17 protein-coding genes are annotated in these 15,622 nt (G+C 54.5%); 15 read left to right on the top strand and 2 right to left on the bottom strand.

Annotation, left to right across the window (positions count from 1 at the left end):
- The first annotated feature begins 226 nt into the window (after window positions 1-226).
- The 6 genes from HY913_05020 (at window position 227) to HY913_04995 (ending at window position 7,448) form a co-directional block, all read left to right on the top strand.
- Window positions 227-865, top strand: coding sequence for a TetR/AcrR family transcriptional regulator (locus HY913_05020; GenBank protein MBI4962619.1), 639 nt, complete (start codon window positions 227-229; stop codon window positions 863-865).
- Window positions 866-1,013: 148 nt separating this feature from the next.
- On the top strand, window positions 1,014-2,195 hold the full coding sequence (locus HY913_05015; protein MBI4962618.1) for a saccharopine dehydrogenase NADP-binding domain-containing protein: 1,182 nt from the start codon (window positions 1,014-1,016) through the stop codon (window positions 2,193-2,195).
- 94 nt (window positions 2,196-2,289) lie between these two features.
- Window positions 2,290-2,784: a hypothetical protein gene (locus HY913_05010; GenBank protein ID MBI4962617.1), complete on the top strand. Its 495-nt coding sequence runs from the start codon at window positions 2,290-2,292 to the stop codon at window positions 2,782-2,784.
- 48 nt (window positions 2,785-2,832) lie between these two features.
- The gene (locus tag HY913_05005; GenBank protein MBI4962616.1) at window positions 2,833-4,710 is read left to right on the top strand and encodes an aldehyde ferredoxin oxidoreductase family protein; all 1,878 of its coding nucleotides are present in this window, start codon (window positions 2,833-2,835) and stop codon (window positions 4,708-4,710) included.
- Window positions 4,711-4,776: 66 nt separating this feature from the next.
- On the top strand, window positions 4,777-6,462 hold the full coding sequence (locus HY913_05000; GenBank protein MBI4962615.1) for an AMP-binding protein: 1,686 nt from the start codon (window positions 4,777-4,779) through the stop codon (window positions 6,460-6,462).
- A gap of 74 nt (window positions 6,463-6,536) precedes the next feature.
- On the top strand, window positions 6,537-7,448 hold the full coding sequence (locus HY913_04995; protein MBI4962614.1) for an amidohydrolase: 912 nt from the start codon (window positions 6,537-6,539) through the stop codon (window positions 7,446-7,448).
- A 110-nt stretch (window positions 7,449-7,558) separates the two neighbouring features.
- Here HY913_04995 and HY913_04990 read toward each other — a convergent pair whose 3' ends face one another.
- A complete protein-coding gene (locus tag HY913_04990; GenBank protein ID MBI4962613.1) occupies window positions 7,559-7,774 on the bottom strand; it encodes a hypothetical protein in 216 nt (71 codons plus the stop codon).
- Between the two features lie 494 nt (window positions 7,775-8,268).
- Between HY913_04990 and rpsB the strand changes: the two genes are divergently transcribed.
- The 8 genes from rpsB to HY913_04950 all read left to right on the top strand — a co-directional run bounded on the left by rpsB (window position 8,269) and on the right by HY913_04950 (window position 14,445).
- The gene (gene rpsB / locus HY913_04985) at window positions 8,269-9,144 is read left to right on the top strand and encodes a 30S ribosomal protein S2 (protein MBI4962612.1); all 876 of its coding nucleotides are present in this window, start codon (window positions 8,269-8,271) and stop codon (window positions 9,142-9,144) included.
- A gap of 168 nt (window positions 9,145-9,312) precedes the next feature.
- Window positions 9,313-9,912, top strand: a complete 600-nt coding sequence (gene tsf, locus HY913_04980; GenBank protein ID MBI4962611.1) for a translation elongation factor Ts — start codon at window positions 9,313-9,315, stop codon at window positions 9,910-9,912.
- 3 nt (window positions 9,913-9,915) lie between these two features.
- Window positions 9,916-10,632 (top strand): UMP kinase, encoded by a 717-nt coding sequence (locus tag HY913_04975; protein MBI4962610.1) that lies wholly within the window; start codon window positions 9,916-9,918, stop codon window positions 10,630-10,632.
- A gap of 41 nt (window positions 10,633-10,673) precedes the next feature.
- A complete protein-coding gene (gene frr / locus HY913_04970) occupies window positions 10,674-11,231 on the top strand; it encodes a ribosome recycling factor (protein MBI4962609.1) in 558 nt (185 codons plus the stop codon).
- Window positions 11,232-11,376: 145 nt separating this feature from the next.
- Window positions 11,377-12,078, top strand: coding sequence for an isoprenyl transferase (locus HY913_04965; protein ID MBI4962608.1), 702 nt, complete (start codon window positions 11,377-11,379; stop codon window positions 12,076-12,078).
- Window positions 12,078-12,890, top strand: coding sequence for a phosphatidate cytidylyltransferase (locus tag HY913_04960; protein MBI4962607.1), 813 nt, complete (start codon window positions 12,078-12,080; stop codon window positions 12,888-12,890). The genes HY913_04965 and HY913_04960 overlap by 1 nt, the downstream gene beginning before the upstream one ends.
- A complete protein-coding gene (locus tag HY913_04955; GenBank protein ID MBI4962606.1) occupies window positions 12,887-14,053 on the top strand; it encodes a 1-deoxy-D-xylulose-5-phosphate reductoisomerase in 1,167 nt (388 codons plus the stop codon). Before HY913_04960 ends, HY913_04955 begins: the two co-directional genes overlap by 4 nt.
- A 221-nt stretch (window positions 14,054-14,274) precedes the next feature.
- On the top strand, window positions 14,275-14,445 hold the full coding sequence (locus HY913_04950) for a hypothetical protein (GenBank protein ID MBI4962605.1): 171 nt from the start codon (window positions 14,275-14,277) through the stop codon (window positions 14,443-14,445).
- Between the two features lie 60 nt (window positions 14,446-14,505).
- On the opposite strand, the gene HY913_04945 is transcribed toward HY913_04950, so the two are convergent.
- Window positions 14,506-14,679, bottom strand: a complete 174-nt coding sequence (locus HY913_04945) for a hypothetical protein (protein MBI4962604.1) — start codon at window positions 14,677-14,679, stop codon at window positions 14,506-14,508.
- Window positions 14,680-14,951: 272 nt separating this feature from the next.
- Here HY913_04945 and HY913_04940 point away from each other — a divergent pair, with 272 nt between their 5' ends.
- On the top strand, window positions 14,952-15,512 hold the full coding sequence (locus HY913_04940) for a nuclear transport factor 2 family protein (protein MBI4962603.1): 561 nt from the start codon (window positions 14,952-14,954) through the stop codon (window positions 15,510-15,512).
- Window positions 15,513-15,622 lie beyond the last annotated feature (110 nt).

Raw genomic sequence — 15,622 nt, 5'->3', positions numbered from 1 at the left:
CCCGCCACCGTTTCGGTCGGCGGGATTTTTTTGTCTGTGGATACCAACTTCAGGCCGGAAAGCGGCGCAGCGAATCAAGAAAACTCCTCCGCGCCTATTCCTCAGATTTATCAAAGATATTGAAGTGTTCGAATTTTCTGACCGCGATCCGAGAAAAGTTGTTGACAATATTTTGCCAGGCGCGTATAGAGAGTGAGCGATCACTCTCCACAGAGGTCTTTGTCAGTTGGAAGAAACTTTCAGGAAATTGCCCCCGGAGAAACAGCTCTTCATTCTCAACGCGGCGGCCAAGGTGTTTGCCCAACAAGGCTACTATCAGGCCAACGTGGCTGATATCTGCAAAAATGCCGGCATCTCCAACGGAGCGCTATACAAGTACTTCAAGAACAAAGAGTCGGTCTACCGCTCGATCTTCGACTTCATGGTAGATACCGTGGTCTCAAAACTCTTTGCCAGGCATCAGGGCAGCAATGCGCCTATCTCGGAGACTCTGGCTACGATCTTCCGAGACCTGGCTCTTCTTGCCAAAACCCACTCGGATCTCCTGGCCATCTACACGGATATCGGCTCTTGCGCGATGAACGAACTTTCCTCGAATGTCTCCAGGAAGCTTGAAGAGGTCGCAAATGAGTTCTGGATGGATCTCGTGAGGAGAGCAAAGGCGAATGGGGAAATCAAAGAGCACATCATGGATGAAGCCGCGGCCTACTACATTGATAGTCACCTCAACCTCTTGATCTATTCGCTTGCCTCAAAGCACTTTGATATGCGGCTTCGGATATATTTCGGCAAGGAAGGTGAGGAGATGACTGACGAACAGAAGGTCGGCCTACTCATGAAGTCCGTCAAAATGATCTTTAGCTAGGTTGACAAAAATTTTTCTTCGAGTTGGAGAGTGATCGTTCACTCTCCTGCTTGAGATGCGACATCGGCTAGGTCGCCTCCGTTGAAGGAGGAACGATACCTCGAAACGTTCAGATGGTTGTTCAGGAAAAGAAGCAAGAGGAAACATCATGAAAAGGATTATTTCTCTGGGTGGAGCAGGACACATCGGGGCCAGTGGTGTGCGAGAGTTGGTGAAGCGCTATCCCGAAATAGAAGCTGTCATCGCAGACTATAACATTGAAGCTGCCCAAGCTCTAGCGGAAGAACTGGGCGGCAACACCTCGGCCGTAGCGGTGGACGCACGGGATTTCAATTCCCTAGTGAGCACGCTTCTGGGCGCGGATGCCGTGATCAACTATGTGGGACCCTACTACATTTTCGGGGAACCAATTGTTAGAGCGGCCGTAGCGGCCAAGACGCCTATGGTGGACGTGTGCGACGACGGGGACGCTATCGTCAAGATGCTTGGGCACGACCAGGCCGCCCGCGACGCGGAGATTCCCATCGTGGTAGGCCTGGGAGCTACCCCGGGAATCACCAATCTGATGGCGTTGGAGGCATCATCCAAACTGGACCGGGTGGACGATATCCACACTGCATGGGCTTGGACCGCCCTGGACCCCAAAATGACGGGACGGGCGATCATTGACCACTACTTCCACGCCATATCCGGGAATATAAAAACTTTCCGGGATGGTGAGTGGGTTGAAATCCCCGCGATGTCCGTGACCAGAACCATGGAGTTCTCTGACCCCATAGGTTTTTTCGAGGTCAAAGAAGTCGGGCACCCCGAACCGGTGACCATCCCGCGATATATCAAGGGAGTGAAAAACGTGACGAACAACGGAGGGGTGTGGCCACAGCGTTTCACGGAAATCGCCATGTTCTTGAAGAGCATCGGCCTGCCCGACCTGACCGAGATGGCCGTGAACGATCACAAGGTCTACGCCCGTGACGTGGCCACGGCCATTGTCCTGGCATTGCCGACCATCGCGACGGACCTGGTGGAAACCATGATTCAGGAAACCGTGGATCGATACGGCGAATTCGGGGTACAGGGTGTCGCCCTCCGAGTGGATGTGATAGGCCAAAAGAATGGCAAACCTGCACAGATTTCTTATAGGTGCTCTTCTCCGGAGGCTGACTTGCTCACTGCCCTACCCGCGGTGCTGGGGGCCGTGATGCTCGTAAACGGGCAGATCAAGGAGACCGGCGTATGTGCGCCGGAAGGAATCGTGGACAGCAGGGTCTTCTTCCATCTCTTAAAGAAAGACATTCCAGTAGAAGAGATCGCCACCCAATTTATGTAACGGCGAGGGGACGCATGCCCGGCGGCCCAGCCGTGGCCGGCGCAAGGATACGGCCGTCTTCTTAGGGTCACCAAGACCAATCAGGAGGGTCAGGATGTCTTCATACAGATACTGCACACCGGAATGGCTGGAAGAAAGCGCAAAGACCTACAATGCAACCCCTGAGTTTGAGGTGAAGCTGAAAAAGGTGTCATGGAAGTTCTGCTTCAAGGTGCAGGCAGAACCGGACTGGGGAATAGATCAAGCTATCATTTTCGGGGCTTTTTTTAACGAAGGCAAGCTGACTCGGATCGGTTTCTTCACCCAAGAGCAGGCCGTCAAGGAGGGCGACTTTCTGTTGGCGGCTCCGCCTCAAGGGTGGAAGAGGATTCTGAGAAAAGAGAGCAAGTTCACGGCGGACTTTATGGGTGGGAAGATCAAGTTGGAACATGGCGACATCAAGAAAGTGGTAATGGTCGCGCCTTATGCCAACACCATCGTCGATGCCATCACGCGACTCGAACTTCAGTTCCCCGACGAGATGACAGCAGACGAGCTTGAAGCGTATCGCACTCATATAAAGAAATTCCGGGCAGAACTGGGCGTATAGACGATACCGCAGAAATTAGTTGATTGTCGAGTTCTCGGAGGTCAGGCCATGCCGTTTGGTTTTATGGGGCAAATACTGCGAGTGGATCTCGCTCAAGGCAGAGTCACCAGAGAGGACATCCGGCAGGACTGGGCTGAAGACTTCCTGGGCGGAGCCGGTCTTGCAACCCGATATCTCTACGACGAAGTGCCTCAGGGCGCCGATCCGCTGGGGTCTGAGAACAAGCTCATCTTTATGAGCGGTCCGCTCACGGGAACGGCTTCGGCCAGCTCCAGCCGTTACTCGGTAGTAACTAAATCGCCATTGACAGGGCTCTGGGCCCAGGCCAATTCGGGAGGCAATTTCGGACCGGCGCTCAAACGCTCCGGGTTCGACGGGGTAATCGTCGAGGGCATATCGTCCAAACCCGTCTATCTAAAGCTGGAGGACGGTCGGGCTGAGCTGTGCGACGCTCAGGGGCTGTGGGGCAAGACGGTTTCGGAGACCGACGACGCCATTCAAGAGGCTGCCGGCCGAAAGCTCAGTGTAGCCTGCATTGGACCCGGAGGAGAGAACCTTGTCCGCTTTGCCGCCATCATGAACAACAAGCACCGGGCCGCGGGGCGCTGCGGTGTGGGCGCAGTAATGGGGGCCAAACGGTTGAAAGCCGTTGCCTGCGGCGGCAAAGCATCCATCAATTTAGCTGAACCGCAAATTTTCAAAGAGTCCGCCAAGAGGCAGATGGACCTGATCGATGAGTCCATCTTGAAGGTTGGCTTTGAAAGCTTCGGCACCAACATGGTTTCTGACATGGTCAACGTGCGGGGAGGCTATCCCACTCGAAATTGGCAGACCGGTGTTTTCGATCAGATTGACGAGGTCAACGGCCAGGCTCTCTCCGAGAAGGTCCTGGTCCGAGGTGTGGCCTGCTTCGCCTGCCCCATCGCCTGTGGCCGTGGATCTGAGATCAAAGAGGGCAAATTCAAGGGCTGCAAAGGCGAAGGACCTGAATATGAAAGCGCCAACACTTTAGGAGCGCTGTGCGGTGTCTCCGATATGAACGCCGTTACAATGGCCAACTACCTGTGCAACGAATACGGCCTGGACACTATCAGCGCCGGCTCCACCATCGCTTTCGCCATGGAATGCTTTGAAAAGGGAATACTGACCCTGGAGCATACCGGTAGATTGCAACTCAACTTCGGTGACTCGAACCTGGTCGTGGATCTGGTGGGAAAGATCGCGCTCCGTGAAGGGGTGGGCGATCTTCTCGCGGAAGGCACTCGCCGCATGGCTCGAAAACTGGGCCAAGGCTCCGAAGATTTCGCCATGAACGTTAAGGGGCTTGAACTGCCGGGCTACGACCCGCGTGCCGCCAAGATCTGTGGGTTAGGCTACGTTACCGCCAACCGCGGTGGAGATCACATAACCGGCTTCATCGAGGCCCCGGCCTTTATAGACACGCCTATTCTCCTTGTGCCTGACAGTCAGATTGACAACTGTTTCGAGGCCAAGCCTCGGGAGGCCAAAATCCTGGTGGATCTGGAAAACGCCTTAACGGTGTTCGACTGCATCGGAGCGTGCAAGTTTATGGCGCTACTGCTGGAGGTCGACGATTACCTGGAGCTGATTAACTCGGCGCTGGGCTCGCACATGGACGAAAACGCATTTCGCCTAGCCGGAGAGCGCGTGTACAACTTGATGCGCTCATTTTGCATCCGGGAGGGTGTCGATCGTTCAGCCGACACGCTCCCGCCGCGCTTAATGAAAAACCCACTGCCGGAGGGTCCGGCTGAAGGAATGGTCATTGACGAGGCGCTGCTTGAAAAGCTCAAAGACGCGTATTACGAGTACCGAGGCTGGGACTTGAAGACTGGAAAACCCACTCCTGAGAAGCTCAAGGAGTTGGGCCTGGAAGGCCTGATCAAGGACATCTGGCCGGCGTAAAGGACTGTCTCCTGTCATGCGTTTCGTAGACATTCCCAATCATCCCGGACCGAAGGGAAATGAGCCGTGAGTTACGCAGACAAGCCGTGGATCAACAGCTATAAACTGGGGCCGTACAAACTGGAAACGAGTATGGCGCCATACCCGGAAGCGCCCCTCTTTACGGCATTGGACGACGCTGCAGCGAAGTACCCCGGCCAGAGCGCCATCCTATTTCTGGAACGGACTATCAAATACGGAGACCTGAAAGATCAGGTGGACAGATTGGCCGCGGGCCTCGCCAAGCTTGGGGTGGGCAAGGGAGATAGGGTTTGCCTGTACCTTCCGAACTGCCCCGAGTTCCTCATAGCGGACTGGGCCATCTTGAAAACCGGCGCTGTGGTAGTTCCCGTAAGCGTCCTCCGCACGGACGAAGGCCTGGTCCACGAAGCCGGCGCCTCCGGCAGCAAAGTAATCATCTGCAGGGAGGAACACCTCGAAAGTGCGCTGAGCGTTAGAGGCCGCTGCGACATCGAGCACATCATCGTCACGTCCACCGGAGGGCACAACGTTGAGCCCGTGAGCTTGGCCCTTCCAGCCGGTGTCCACGAGTTCCGCAGATTGATCGAGAATAACCCTCCCCTTCCGCCCCGCGTATCGATCGACCCCAAGCGGGACTTGGCCATTTTGGCTTTTACGGGCGGAGCCACGGGTGTGCCCAAAGGGGTCATGGTGACCCATTTCAATCGGTATAGCAATTTGCGGCAAGGATTTCCTTGGATCTTCAAGCCCATGTTTAAGGGTATCGCGGGTAAGGCTTCATTCTTTTTGCCGGTTCCCCTTTTTCACTCTTACGGTCACTACATAGCCCAGTCGGCCGCATACCTGGGGTTAAGAATCATCCTAATGCCGGACCCGCGGGACATTGGCCTGATGGTTGAATATATCAAGAAGTATCGTCCCTTGTTGATACCGGCGGTCCCAACACAGCTCATGCGCCTGGCAGAGGCCAAGGTTGGCAGGCTGAACGCTATCCCTATGAGTGGCGCAGCTCCGCTGCCGGTGGAGGTGGCTGAAAAGATCAAGAAAGAGATGGGGTCTCCGATTTCAGAGGGCTACGGTCTGACTGAGACCGGCCCCCTGACCCACTTCAACATCACAGCCTTTTCCAAGATAACGGGATTCATGCCAAGAGAGAAACGCGGGTTGGGCGTCCCTGCGCCGGACACGGAATGCAAGGTCGTGGATTCCATTACCGGCGAGGACGCGCCATTTGGCGAGGCCGGAGAGATTCTGGTACGAGGTCCGCAGATCATGAAAGGTTACTGGCCGGAAGCAGGGGCAGGCCTGGATTCGGAAGGTTGGTTGAATACCGGCGACATCGGTTTCATGGAGGACGACGGCTTCTTTCACCTGAGCGACCGAATCAAGGACATGGTCAATGTCTCGGGCAATAAGGTCTACACGACCGAAGTTGATGAAGTTCTCTTCAGGCATCCCCATGTTCTTATGGCTGCCGCCTTTGGCGTCCCCGATCCTAACATGCCTGGTAGCGAACGAGTAATGGCCGCCATTAAACTTAAGGACGGGACCGAAAGCAAGGTAACAGCTGAGGAAATCAGGGAATTCTGCCGTCAGCATTTGGCGCCGTATGCGGTTCCGAGAATCGTAGAATTCAGAAACAGCATCCCTATGACGGCCACTGAGAAACTGTTCAAAAAAGCTTTGAGAGAAGAAGCAATAGCAAGAATGAAAAAAGAAGGAAAAATCTGAGTAGGAAACATACTGCCGTCTTAACACGTCGAAATGGCCATGCCGGCCAACATCATTCCCCGCAGGAGGGTATCATGATCATAGACGTTCACACCCATCTCGGCGACATCCTCGTTCCCAACGGCGGCCAACTGATTTTCCGAAAAGGGGTGCGCAAGCAACGGGTCCTTGACCTGATTACCGTGGCGGAATGGGGCCTGTACAATACAAACCCCATTTCCGAGTGGTTCCTCAGCACTTTGTGCGAGAATCAGGTCACCAAGGCAGCGAGGGCTCGCAACCTGACTGCCACGCTGGAGAATTTCCGGCAGTCTATGGACCGGAACCGCGTGGCCAAGTCCGCGTGCATGCCCATAGCGCCTTACGTGACCTTTGATGACCTGAAGATGGCTTCGGAAGCCGATGAGGGAGTCATCCCGTTTACCAGTGTCGACTTTTCCCAGGAGCAAGATGTTGGGGCTGTACTTCCAAATAACGTGGCCGCTGGGGCCAGAGGGTTGAAACTTCATCCCATAATTCAGAAAGAGCCTCTTTCCAGCCAGAGAACTTTGGACGTGGTGGAGGCCTTCGCGGTTCACAAACTGCCGGTCCTTTTCCACAGTGGTGTTCAGTCTTACTATCTGGGCGAAGAGAAAGAGGAGAAACAAAAACCGGAATACGGCGCCTCGGCGGACGCAGTGAAGATGTGCGCCGCTTTTCCCCAAGTTGCGTTTATCGTCGGCCACGCCGGGGTGTTTCAATACCGGGAGACCATCGATCTTTTCAGCCATCGGAAAAACGTATTTGTAGACATCTCTTTTCAGTCCCCTAAGAAGATCAAGGCACTCGTGAAAGCTTTCGGCCCGGAGCGCGTCCTATATGGATCAGACTGGCCCTGGGGCGATCGAAAGACCAGCATAGCCGCTGTGGCCAAAGCATGCGGTGGCGACAAGTCCGTGGAGCAACTGATTTACCACGAAAACGCGGCAAGGCTCCTTAGGTTGTGACGCTAAATCAGACCCTGGAATACTATCATACCAACTTCGATGGCTTCCAACGCCACAACGAAACACGAAAACGCTTTGGCGAGGATCGTGCCACGGACGTGCCGCTAGGCTCATTCGTGCACGGATGAGGTTCGCACATCCGTGGCGCCATAAAAAAGACGATTACAGGCCACGGCGTCGTAAATACCCCCTGTTTTGTCATAGGAACCGATGTTCTCGGCCTGGGGGTAAACGGAGTAAATGTTGGGTTCAACGAGTCTGACCTTGATATGTTCGGGAATGATTTCAAATAATCTTTTCTCTGCCAAAGCTCCGGGTGGTCCCATGCGCACGTCCTGACCCTCATCGAAGTCCAGTATCGATACCGCAAGCCGCACAAATCAATGCAACCCTGCCCACTCCCATTAATCGTGGCTCGTAACTCCGACCCGCTCAGTGGTCGGAGGGATACCTGTGATATTGTGGGTTGAGGAAACATACACGTTTTTTTCTTGAAACCCGGGAAAAACGATATCTAACATTTTGTTTTCCGGGCAGTAACTCCTCAGTCACGCGGGGAAATCGCGGGCCGTGTGTCATTGCGAGGAGTGAAACGACGAAGCAATCTAGGCTTTGGCGGTACAGGAGATTGCTTCGCTTCGCTCGCAATGACAATCTTTTGCCGCCCGTGACTGAGGGCTTACTCCGGGCATGTTTTTTCGCTTGCATTGTGCGGCAGTTCGGTCCAAAATAAGCGGTTAACTCGCACATCCCTTTGCATCGGGTCGTCCCCTGGGGGCGTCACGAGGGATGGAGGATCAACCCGAAAAGGAGAACTGAATTGTCAACTATCACCATGAAGCAATTGCTCGAGGCGGGGGTCCACTTCGGCCACCAGACGCGGCGATGGAACCCCAAAATGAAGCAGTACATCTTCGGCGCCAGAAACGGGATCTACATCATAGACCTCCAAAAGACCGTCAGATTGTTTAAGAAGGCTTACGGCTTTGTCCACGACACTGTTGCCAAAGGTAACAGCGTCCTCTTCGTGGGCACCAAGAAACAGGCGCAGGATGCTATTTACGAAGAAGCCGCTCGTGCCGGACAGCATTTCGTGAACCAGCGCTGGCTGGGAGGAATGCTCACCAATTTCAGTACTATAAGGCAGAGCATTGACCGGCTCAACAGCCTGGAAACCATACTGCAAAAGCCGGAGGAAACGAACTTCACAAAAAAGGAACTTGTAAATATCAAGCGCCAGTACGACAAGCTTTACAAGAACTTGTCAGGAATCCGAGAGATGCGCAGGCCCCCCGGCGCGATCTTCGTCGTGGACCCCAAGAAAGAAAATATAGCGGTGAAAGAAGCCCGGAAGCTCGCAATCCCCATAGTGGCCATAGTGGATACCAACTGCGATCCGGACGAAATCGATCACGTGATCCCGGGGAACGACGACGCCATCAGAGCAATCCGCCTGTTCGCCTCGAAAATCGCGGATGCCTGCATCGAAGGACGTGACTCTTACGAAGCCTCTCTGAAAGAGGACATCGGTGAAGCCGAGGTCCCGGTGGAAAGGAAGACCGCGGAAGTCGAAGCACCGGCAGAGCCGGCTGCGGAAGCGCTCGCTCACGAAGAGGCGGCTGCGGTCGAGTCGGCCCCGCCTGCGGCCGCAGTTGAAGCGGACGAAGGCGTTGAAGAAGGTGCGGCAAAGCCCTAGACCATGGCAAGGATCGCTGTGCCACGTCTCGTGTGATTTCATTAGCGAGAAAATTTATTTCATCTGAAGCTTACTTATCTGGGTTCGCGGCTGACTGAACGGCCTTTGACATCTCCCTGACAAAAGGCCGTGTGCCGCTCCCATGAACCAGCAATAGGAGACTAATAGATGGACATTACCGCGAAGATGGTAAAAGACCTCAGAGAAAAGACAGGACTCGGAATGATGGACTGCAAGCAGGCCCTGGTGGAATGTAAGGGTGACATAGACGAAGCGGTCGATCATCTGCGTAAGAAGGGGATTCTCAAGGCATCCAAAAGAGAGGGCCGTGCCACATCAGAGGGCAGAATAGCCTCTTACATACATATGAATGGAAAGATCGGCGTCCTGGTGGAATTGAACTGCGAAAGCGACTTCGTTGCGCGAACCGAACAGTTTGCAGAGCTTGCCAAAGATCTTTGCATGCAGGTGGCGGCCAGTTCGCCCCGATGGGTGACGTCTGACCAGGTCCCTGAAGAGGTGTTGGCCAAGGAAAAGGAAATATACATGACCCAGGCCAAAGAGGCAGGCAAGCCGGAGAAGATGCTGGAAAAGATAGCTGAAGGCAAACTGAATAAGTTTTACTCCGAGGTCTGTCTTATGGATCAGCCCTTTGTCAAAGAGCCGGACAAGACCGTGGCGGCCCTGGTCACGGAAAAGATCGCAGCCCTGGGAGAAAATATCACTGTCGGACGTTTTGTTCGCTTCCAATTAGGCGAGATCCAGTAAATCATGTCCGAACCGAGGGGATACAGCCGTGCGTTGCTGAAGATTTCGGGCGAGGCTTTTGCCGGTGACCGCGGTTACGGATTGGACCCCGACAAGACCAGGTGGATCGCACGACAGCTGGCTGATGCCAGAAAAATGGGCTGTCAACTGGGCGTGGTGGTCGGCGGTGGAAATATCATGAGAGGGGTCGATGCAGCATCCATCGGCGTGCCTCCGCTGGTCGGCGACCAGATGGGAATGATTGCCACGGTGTTGAATGCCCTGGCGCTGCGGTCAGCTCTCGAAGCCGGTGGAGTCCCGGCCCGAACCATGTCCGCCTTCCCTGTGGGCCGATTCGTGGAACCGTTTGAGAGAGAGAAAGCCCTGAATTACCTTGCGCAGGGCGAAGTCGTGGTCTTTGCGGGGGGAACCGGAAATCCGTGTTTCACGACGGATTCGGCCGCGTCTCTACGGGCTGTCGAGACCGACGCCCAGGTGATGGTAAAGGCCACCCAGGTTCCCGGCGTTTTTGACAAGGACCCGAAAAAACATCCCGGCGCGGTCATGTTTGATGTGATTAGCGCAAAGGAAGTCATCGAAAGGGGCCTGGCGGTAATAGACGCAACCAGCGTGGAAATCCTGTCCAGGAAGAGGATCCCCATAATAGTCCTTGATCTCCATGTGGAAGGAAACATAGCGCGAGCCTTGTCAGGCGAAAAAGTGGGGACCATCATCGAATAAGCCTTGTGGAGAAGCTAACTCAGCCTTGGCGAGAGGACGAAATGATCGACGACCTGCACAAAGAAATGAAAGACTCCATGGAGAAGTCGATTGAGGCCCTGCAAAAGGACCTCAAAAGAATCCGCACAGGACGAGCTTCGCTGGCTCTCCTGGATGGGCTCATGGTGGATTACTACGGCAGCTCCACTCCCATAAATCAGTTGGCTACCCTTTCGATCCCGGAGGCGCGCCAGATAGTCATCCAACCCTGGGACACGAACGCATTCACCGACATCGAAAAGGCCATCCTGAAATCCGAGCTGGGGCTGACGCCGACGAACGATGGGAAAGTTGTCAGAATCAACCTCCCCCCCCTCACGGCCGAAAGACGAAAAGAGCTTGTCAAGGTAGTCAAGAAGATGGCTGAGGAGTATAAGGTCCAGGTTCGGAACCATCGGCGTGATGCCAACGAGATGCTCAAGGACATGAAGAAAGAGAAGCAGATCTCGGAAGACGACATGCGAAGGGCTCAGGAACGTGTCCAGAAAACCACGGACGATCTCATTGCCAGGATTGACAGCGTCTTGTCAGCAAAAGAAGAAGAGATCATGGAGATCTAATTTGCTGCCATTCGAGTGACAGTTCCTCTGATCGCCAAGCCCGTCCGGCAGCCTCGCTACAGCCTCCGATCCTGTTGTCAGGAGACTTTGTTTGAACCCACCGTTACAACCGCCTTTAAAGTTTCCGCGTCATGTGGCGATCATCATGGACGGTAACGGCCGATGGGCCAGGCAGCGGACACTCCCGAGGCTGGAAGGACATCGCCAGGGGGCAAAAGCCGTTCGGAAGGCTGTAGAGTTTTCCGCGCGAAACGGCATAGGATACCTGACCCTTTACGCTTTCTCGACAGAGAACTGGCAACGGCCTCAGACCGAGGTTTCAGGCCTCATGAAATTGCTGAGCCAATTCGTGGACTCCGAACTGGAGGAACTCCATGCTAACGATATCAGGCTCAGAACCGTCGGGGAACTAAGCCGGTTGCCGGCCAAGCTGGTGGCAAAAATAGAGGCGGCCAAGGAAAGGACCGCTCAAAATAAGTCCACGGTCCTGAGCATTGCCCTGTCTTACGGCGGCCGCCAGGACATCCTGACAGCCGCGCTTAAGGTGGCTCGTGCCTTGCGATCGGGCGAACTTGACGAGAATCTTATAACTGAGCAAACCTTTGCCGGTTTTCTCGATACCGCTGGGCTGCCTGACCCGGATCTCCTCATACGCACGGGCGGGGAGATGCGAATAAGCAATTTTCTTTTGTGGCAATGCGCTTACGCAGAACTTTATTTCACACCCACTCTTTGGCCCGACTTCGACGAACACGCGTTCCTCGAAGCCATTAGTGCCTACAACTCTCGCCAGCGAAGGTTCGGAAAAATCTCCGAGCAAATCGAAGCCGGCGAAAAAGCTTTGTAATGCTTCGAACGAGAATCATAAGTGCGGCTGTTGCCTTAGCAATCCTGGTCCCTCTCCTGGTGTGGGGCGGAGTGACGGGTGTGGCGCTGATCGTGGCCGTGTGTTCGGGTGTGGCCTTTGGCGAACTTTCGCGCAGCCTGCCGGGCCTTCAATCGCGGCTTTCCAGGTGGCTGACCTTCATTCTGGGATTGGCCGTCATCGGAGCATTCTACGCCCTGCCTTACCGTGCGGTTCCAGCGGTCGTGGTCTTTTTCCCTCTGGTGGTGGTGGCCCTTCATCTATTTTTGTACAACTTTATTGAGAATACCCTGGATTCGGCCAGCCAGATGATTTTTGTCGCGGGTTACGTGGCTGTCCCCTTGGGGCATGCTTTGCTCCTGGCCCGGTTGGACCTGGGCATCGCGTGGGTTTTTTACGTGCTGGTGGTCATCTGTCTTGGCGACGCGGGAGCATACTTCGCGGGCAAGCACTTCGGCAAACACAGGCTGTCGCCAAACGTCAGCCCATCCAAGACCGTCGAAGGATTGGCAGGAGGCGTGGCTGGTAATTTCGCCGGAATGCTCGTCATGAAGGCGATGGTTCCCGGGCTTCTCGCCATCGAGCCTCTTGCTCTTGTCACACTCTTGCTGGCAGCGGCAGGTCCGGTGGGCGACTTGATTGCGTCAGCGCTAAAAAGGCGCCTTGCCATCAAGGATTTTGGGACATTCCTGCCGGGGCACGGCGGAGTCATGGACAGAGCTGACAGCCTCATATTGGCCTTTCCTGTAGTGTTTTACTTCCTGATGCTTTCCGGATATGCGGTGCCTCGATGAAAGGCATCTCCATTCTTGGTTCCACAGGTTCCATCGGAATACAGACCCTGGACATCGTGCGACTTCACCCTGACACGTTCCGGGTGGTGGCTGTGGCCGCGGGGAGCAATCTGGATCTGCTTGAACAACAGACAAGAGAATTTCATCCGTCCCTGATTTCATGCGGAAGTGAGAAATCGGCCCTGGAGATGAAACAACGCCTGGCTGACTATTCCGGGCATCTCTGGATTGGCCACTCTGCTGAAGGACTGGAAACAGTTGCCACTGCCGCGGACGCGGAAATCGTGGTAGCGGGGCTTCCGGGTAGTACTGGCCTTCAGCCCACCTTTGCCGCGGTTCACGCGGGCAAGGACGTTGCACTGGCGACCAAGGAAGTGCTGGTAATGGCAGGGGCCCTCTTCATGGCCACAGTCCGCAAGAACAGTGTGAACCTGTTGCCGGTCGATTCCGAGCAATCCGCCATATTCCAGTGTTTGCAGGGAAATCAAGACAATGAAATTCGCAGGATAATCCTGACCGCGTCCGGCGGGCCTTTCCGAGATATGCCTGAATCGGAAATGGGCAGCGTGACCCGCGAACAAGCATTAAACCACCCCCGATGGAAGATGGGACCCAAGGTCACCGTGGATTCCGCGAGCCTCATGAACAAGGGCCTTGAGGTAATTGAAGCCGCGTGGCTTTTCGATGTTCCGGGTCGTCGGATAGAGGTCGTGGTCCATCCTCAGAGCATTGTTCACTCAATGGTGGAATTCAAAGACGGCTCTATTATGGCTCAACTCGGCGCCACGGACATGAGAATTCCGATCGGGTACGCACTCGCTTTTCCTCAACGCATAACTTCCGGGACAGAGGCCCTGGATTTCCCGCGGCTGGGATCTCTGACTTTCCTCGAACCGGACTGGAGCAAATTCCCATTGCTAAAGGCCGCGTATCAGGCCTTGGAGGCCGGCGGCTCCTCATCTGTGGTCCTGAACGCGGCCGACGAAGTAGCCGTGGATTTGTTTCTGGCCGCAAAAGTACCGTTCAACCACATTCCGCGGATTGTTCTGGAATCGCTGGAAACTATCGCGCCGGCCAGAGTTGAAACCTTGGAACAAGTGGTCTGTCTGCACGAACAGGTTGTGGCGCGGGTCCGCGAAAAATGGGATCGTCCCGGCCTTTGAAGCAAATAGACTTCTTCCCTCTTAGCCTGCCGTGCCTCTACCCTTTCGCAGTCTCTGCCACGAAAAGGTGTTCTGCACCCTTCCCCGCCTCACCCCCTGGCCGAATAAACACGAAAAAATCTATCTTTACCTGATGTATTGAGTTAAATTTACAGAAGAGGTCGAACAACTTCTTTGCCGCGGCCAACATTCGCGATGAACGGCCGGCAGGAGCTATGAACATGAATATCAACGAAAGCAATGAGGTCTACGGGCGAATAACCAGATTGATCAACGAACTGAAAATGGCCAGGCAGTCTGTGACCATTTTCAAGGTCTCGGAAATGACCGGGATAGACCCCTTCGTAGTGTTCCAGTACTTCTATGAAAAGGGCCTACTGAGGGGAAAATAGTACCGCGAACGTCCCACGGCCCACAGCAAGATAGCAGGGGACGCGGAGGGATGCTCCTTATTACCAGAACCAGAAGCCCCAGCGAGGGTCGTGATCGTTGGACATGCTTGCCGGAAAAGCATAGTTTTCGGGGTAATTGGAATACCATTCGTAGTACCACCCCGGATACGTTATCCATCCGAAGAACATCATGATCAAAAGAAACTGTGCTGCTCGACGAACAAGGCGGCTCATGTGAAATCCTCCGGCGAGTTGTTGTAGGAATACTATAATAGTTTACGGTATATATGCGAATAAGTCAAGAATATTATTGAAGTCAGCGGTGCCGTTCAGTCTTGCGGAGCAGACGGCGCGCGCGAAACATGTCATTGCGAGGAGTGGAGCGACGAAGCAATCTCAGCGCTTAGAGCCAGAGATTGCTTCGCTTCGCTCGCAATGACGGGGAACAACCTTTCAAGAGCTGGCCTCAATTTTTCCCACTTGCCGCCGAAGAAGGGAGGAATCACATGAAGAAATGCGACGCCGTTATTGGAAAACATCAGGGGCAACCTCGATGGGGAGCGAAGAGTTGCCGCTTGGCTTTCACAAAGCTGCCTTGTGACTTTGCGAAACAAATCACTTTTGCAGCTATTCTCATTGGCGCCCTTTGTGCCACGCTCGGTCTTGGCCAATTGTACGCACATTCAAAGCCGCCAACGACTCAGGACATTATTCAATTGGAGCAAAAATGGGCCTCGGCGGTTTCCGGCCATGATGTTGCGACTCTGGAAAAACTGCTTGCAGACAATCTTACCCATATCCATGCTACGGGCCGGGTGGAGACCAAGGCTCAATTCATCGACGCTATCAGGTCCGGTGACAGAAAGTATGCTCCAATTGTCCCGGAAGATCTCAATGTGCGGATCTTTGGTGACACAGCGATCGTGACGGGAAAGTTCGACCTGAAAGTGGTTTCCAAGGGGAAAGAGATAACGGGAGTGAACCTATTTACTCACGTGTTTGCCAAAACCCCGGCCGGCTGGCAGTTGGTAGCGCACCAGGCCACGACTCTTCCCGCGGCAAAGTGAAATCGGATTAGGGTCATTGCAGTAAATAGTGACTGGAACTGCGGCCCGATCGAGAGTATTGGCAACGAATACAGTCGGCGGGCACGGCCCGCCCTATGATGGAGCCACAC

The sequence above is a fragment of the Desulfomonile tiedjei genome (assembly GCA_016212925.1).
GTDB lineage: Bacteria > Desulfobacterota > Desulfomonilia > Desulfomonilales > Desulfomonilaceae > JACRDF01.
Note: the sequence above shows the minus strand (reverse complement) of the source record. Positions and strands in the feature narration are given on the sequence as shown.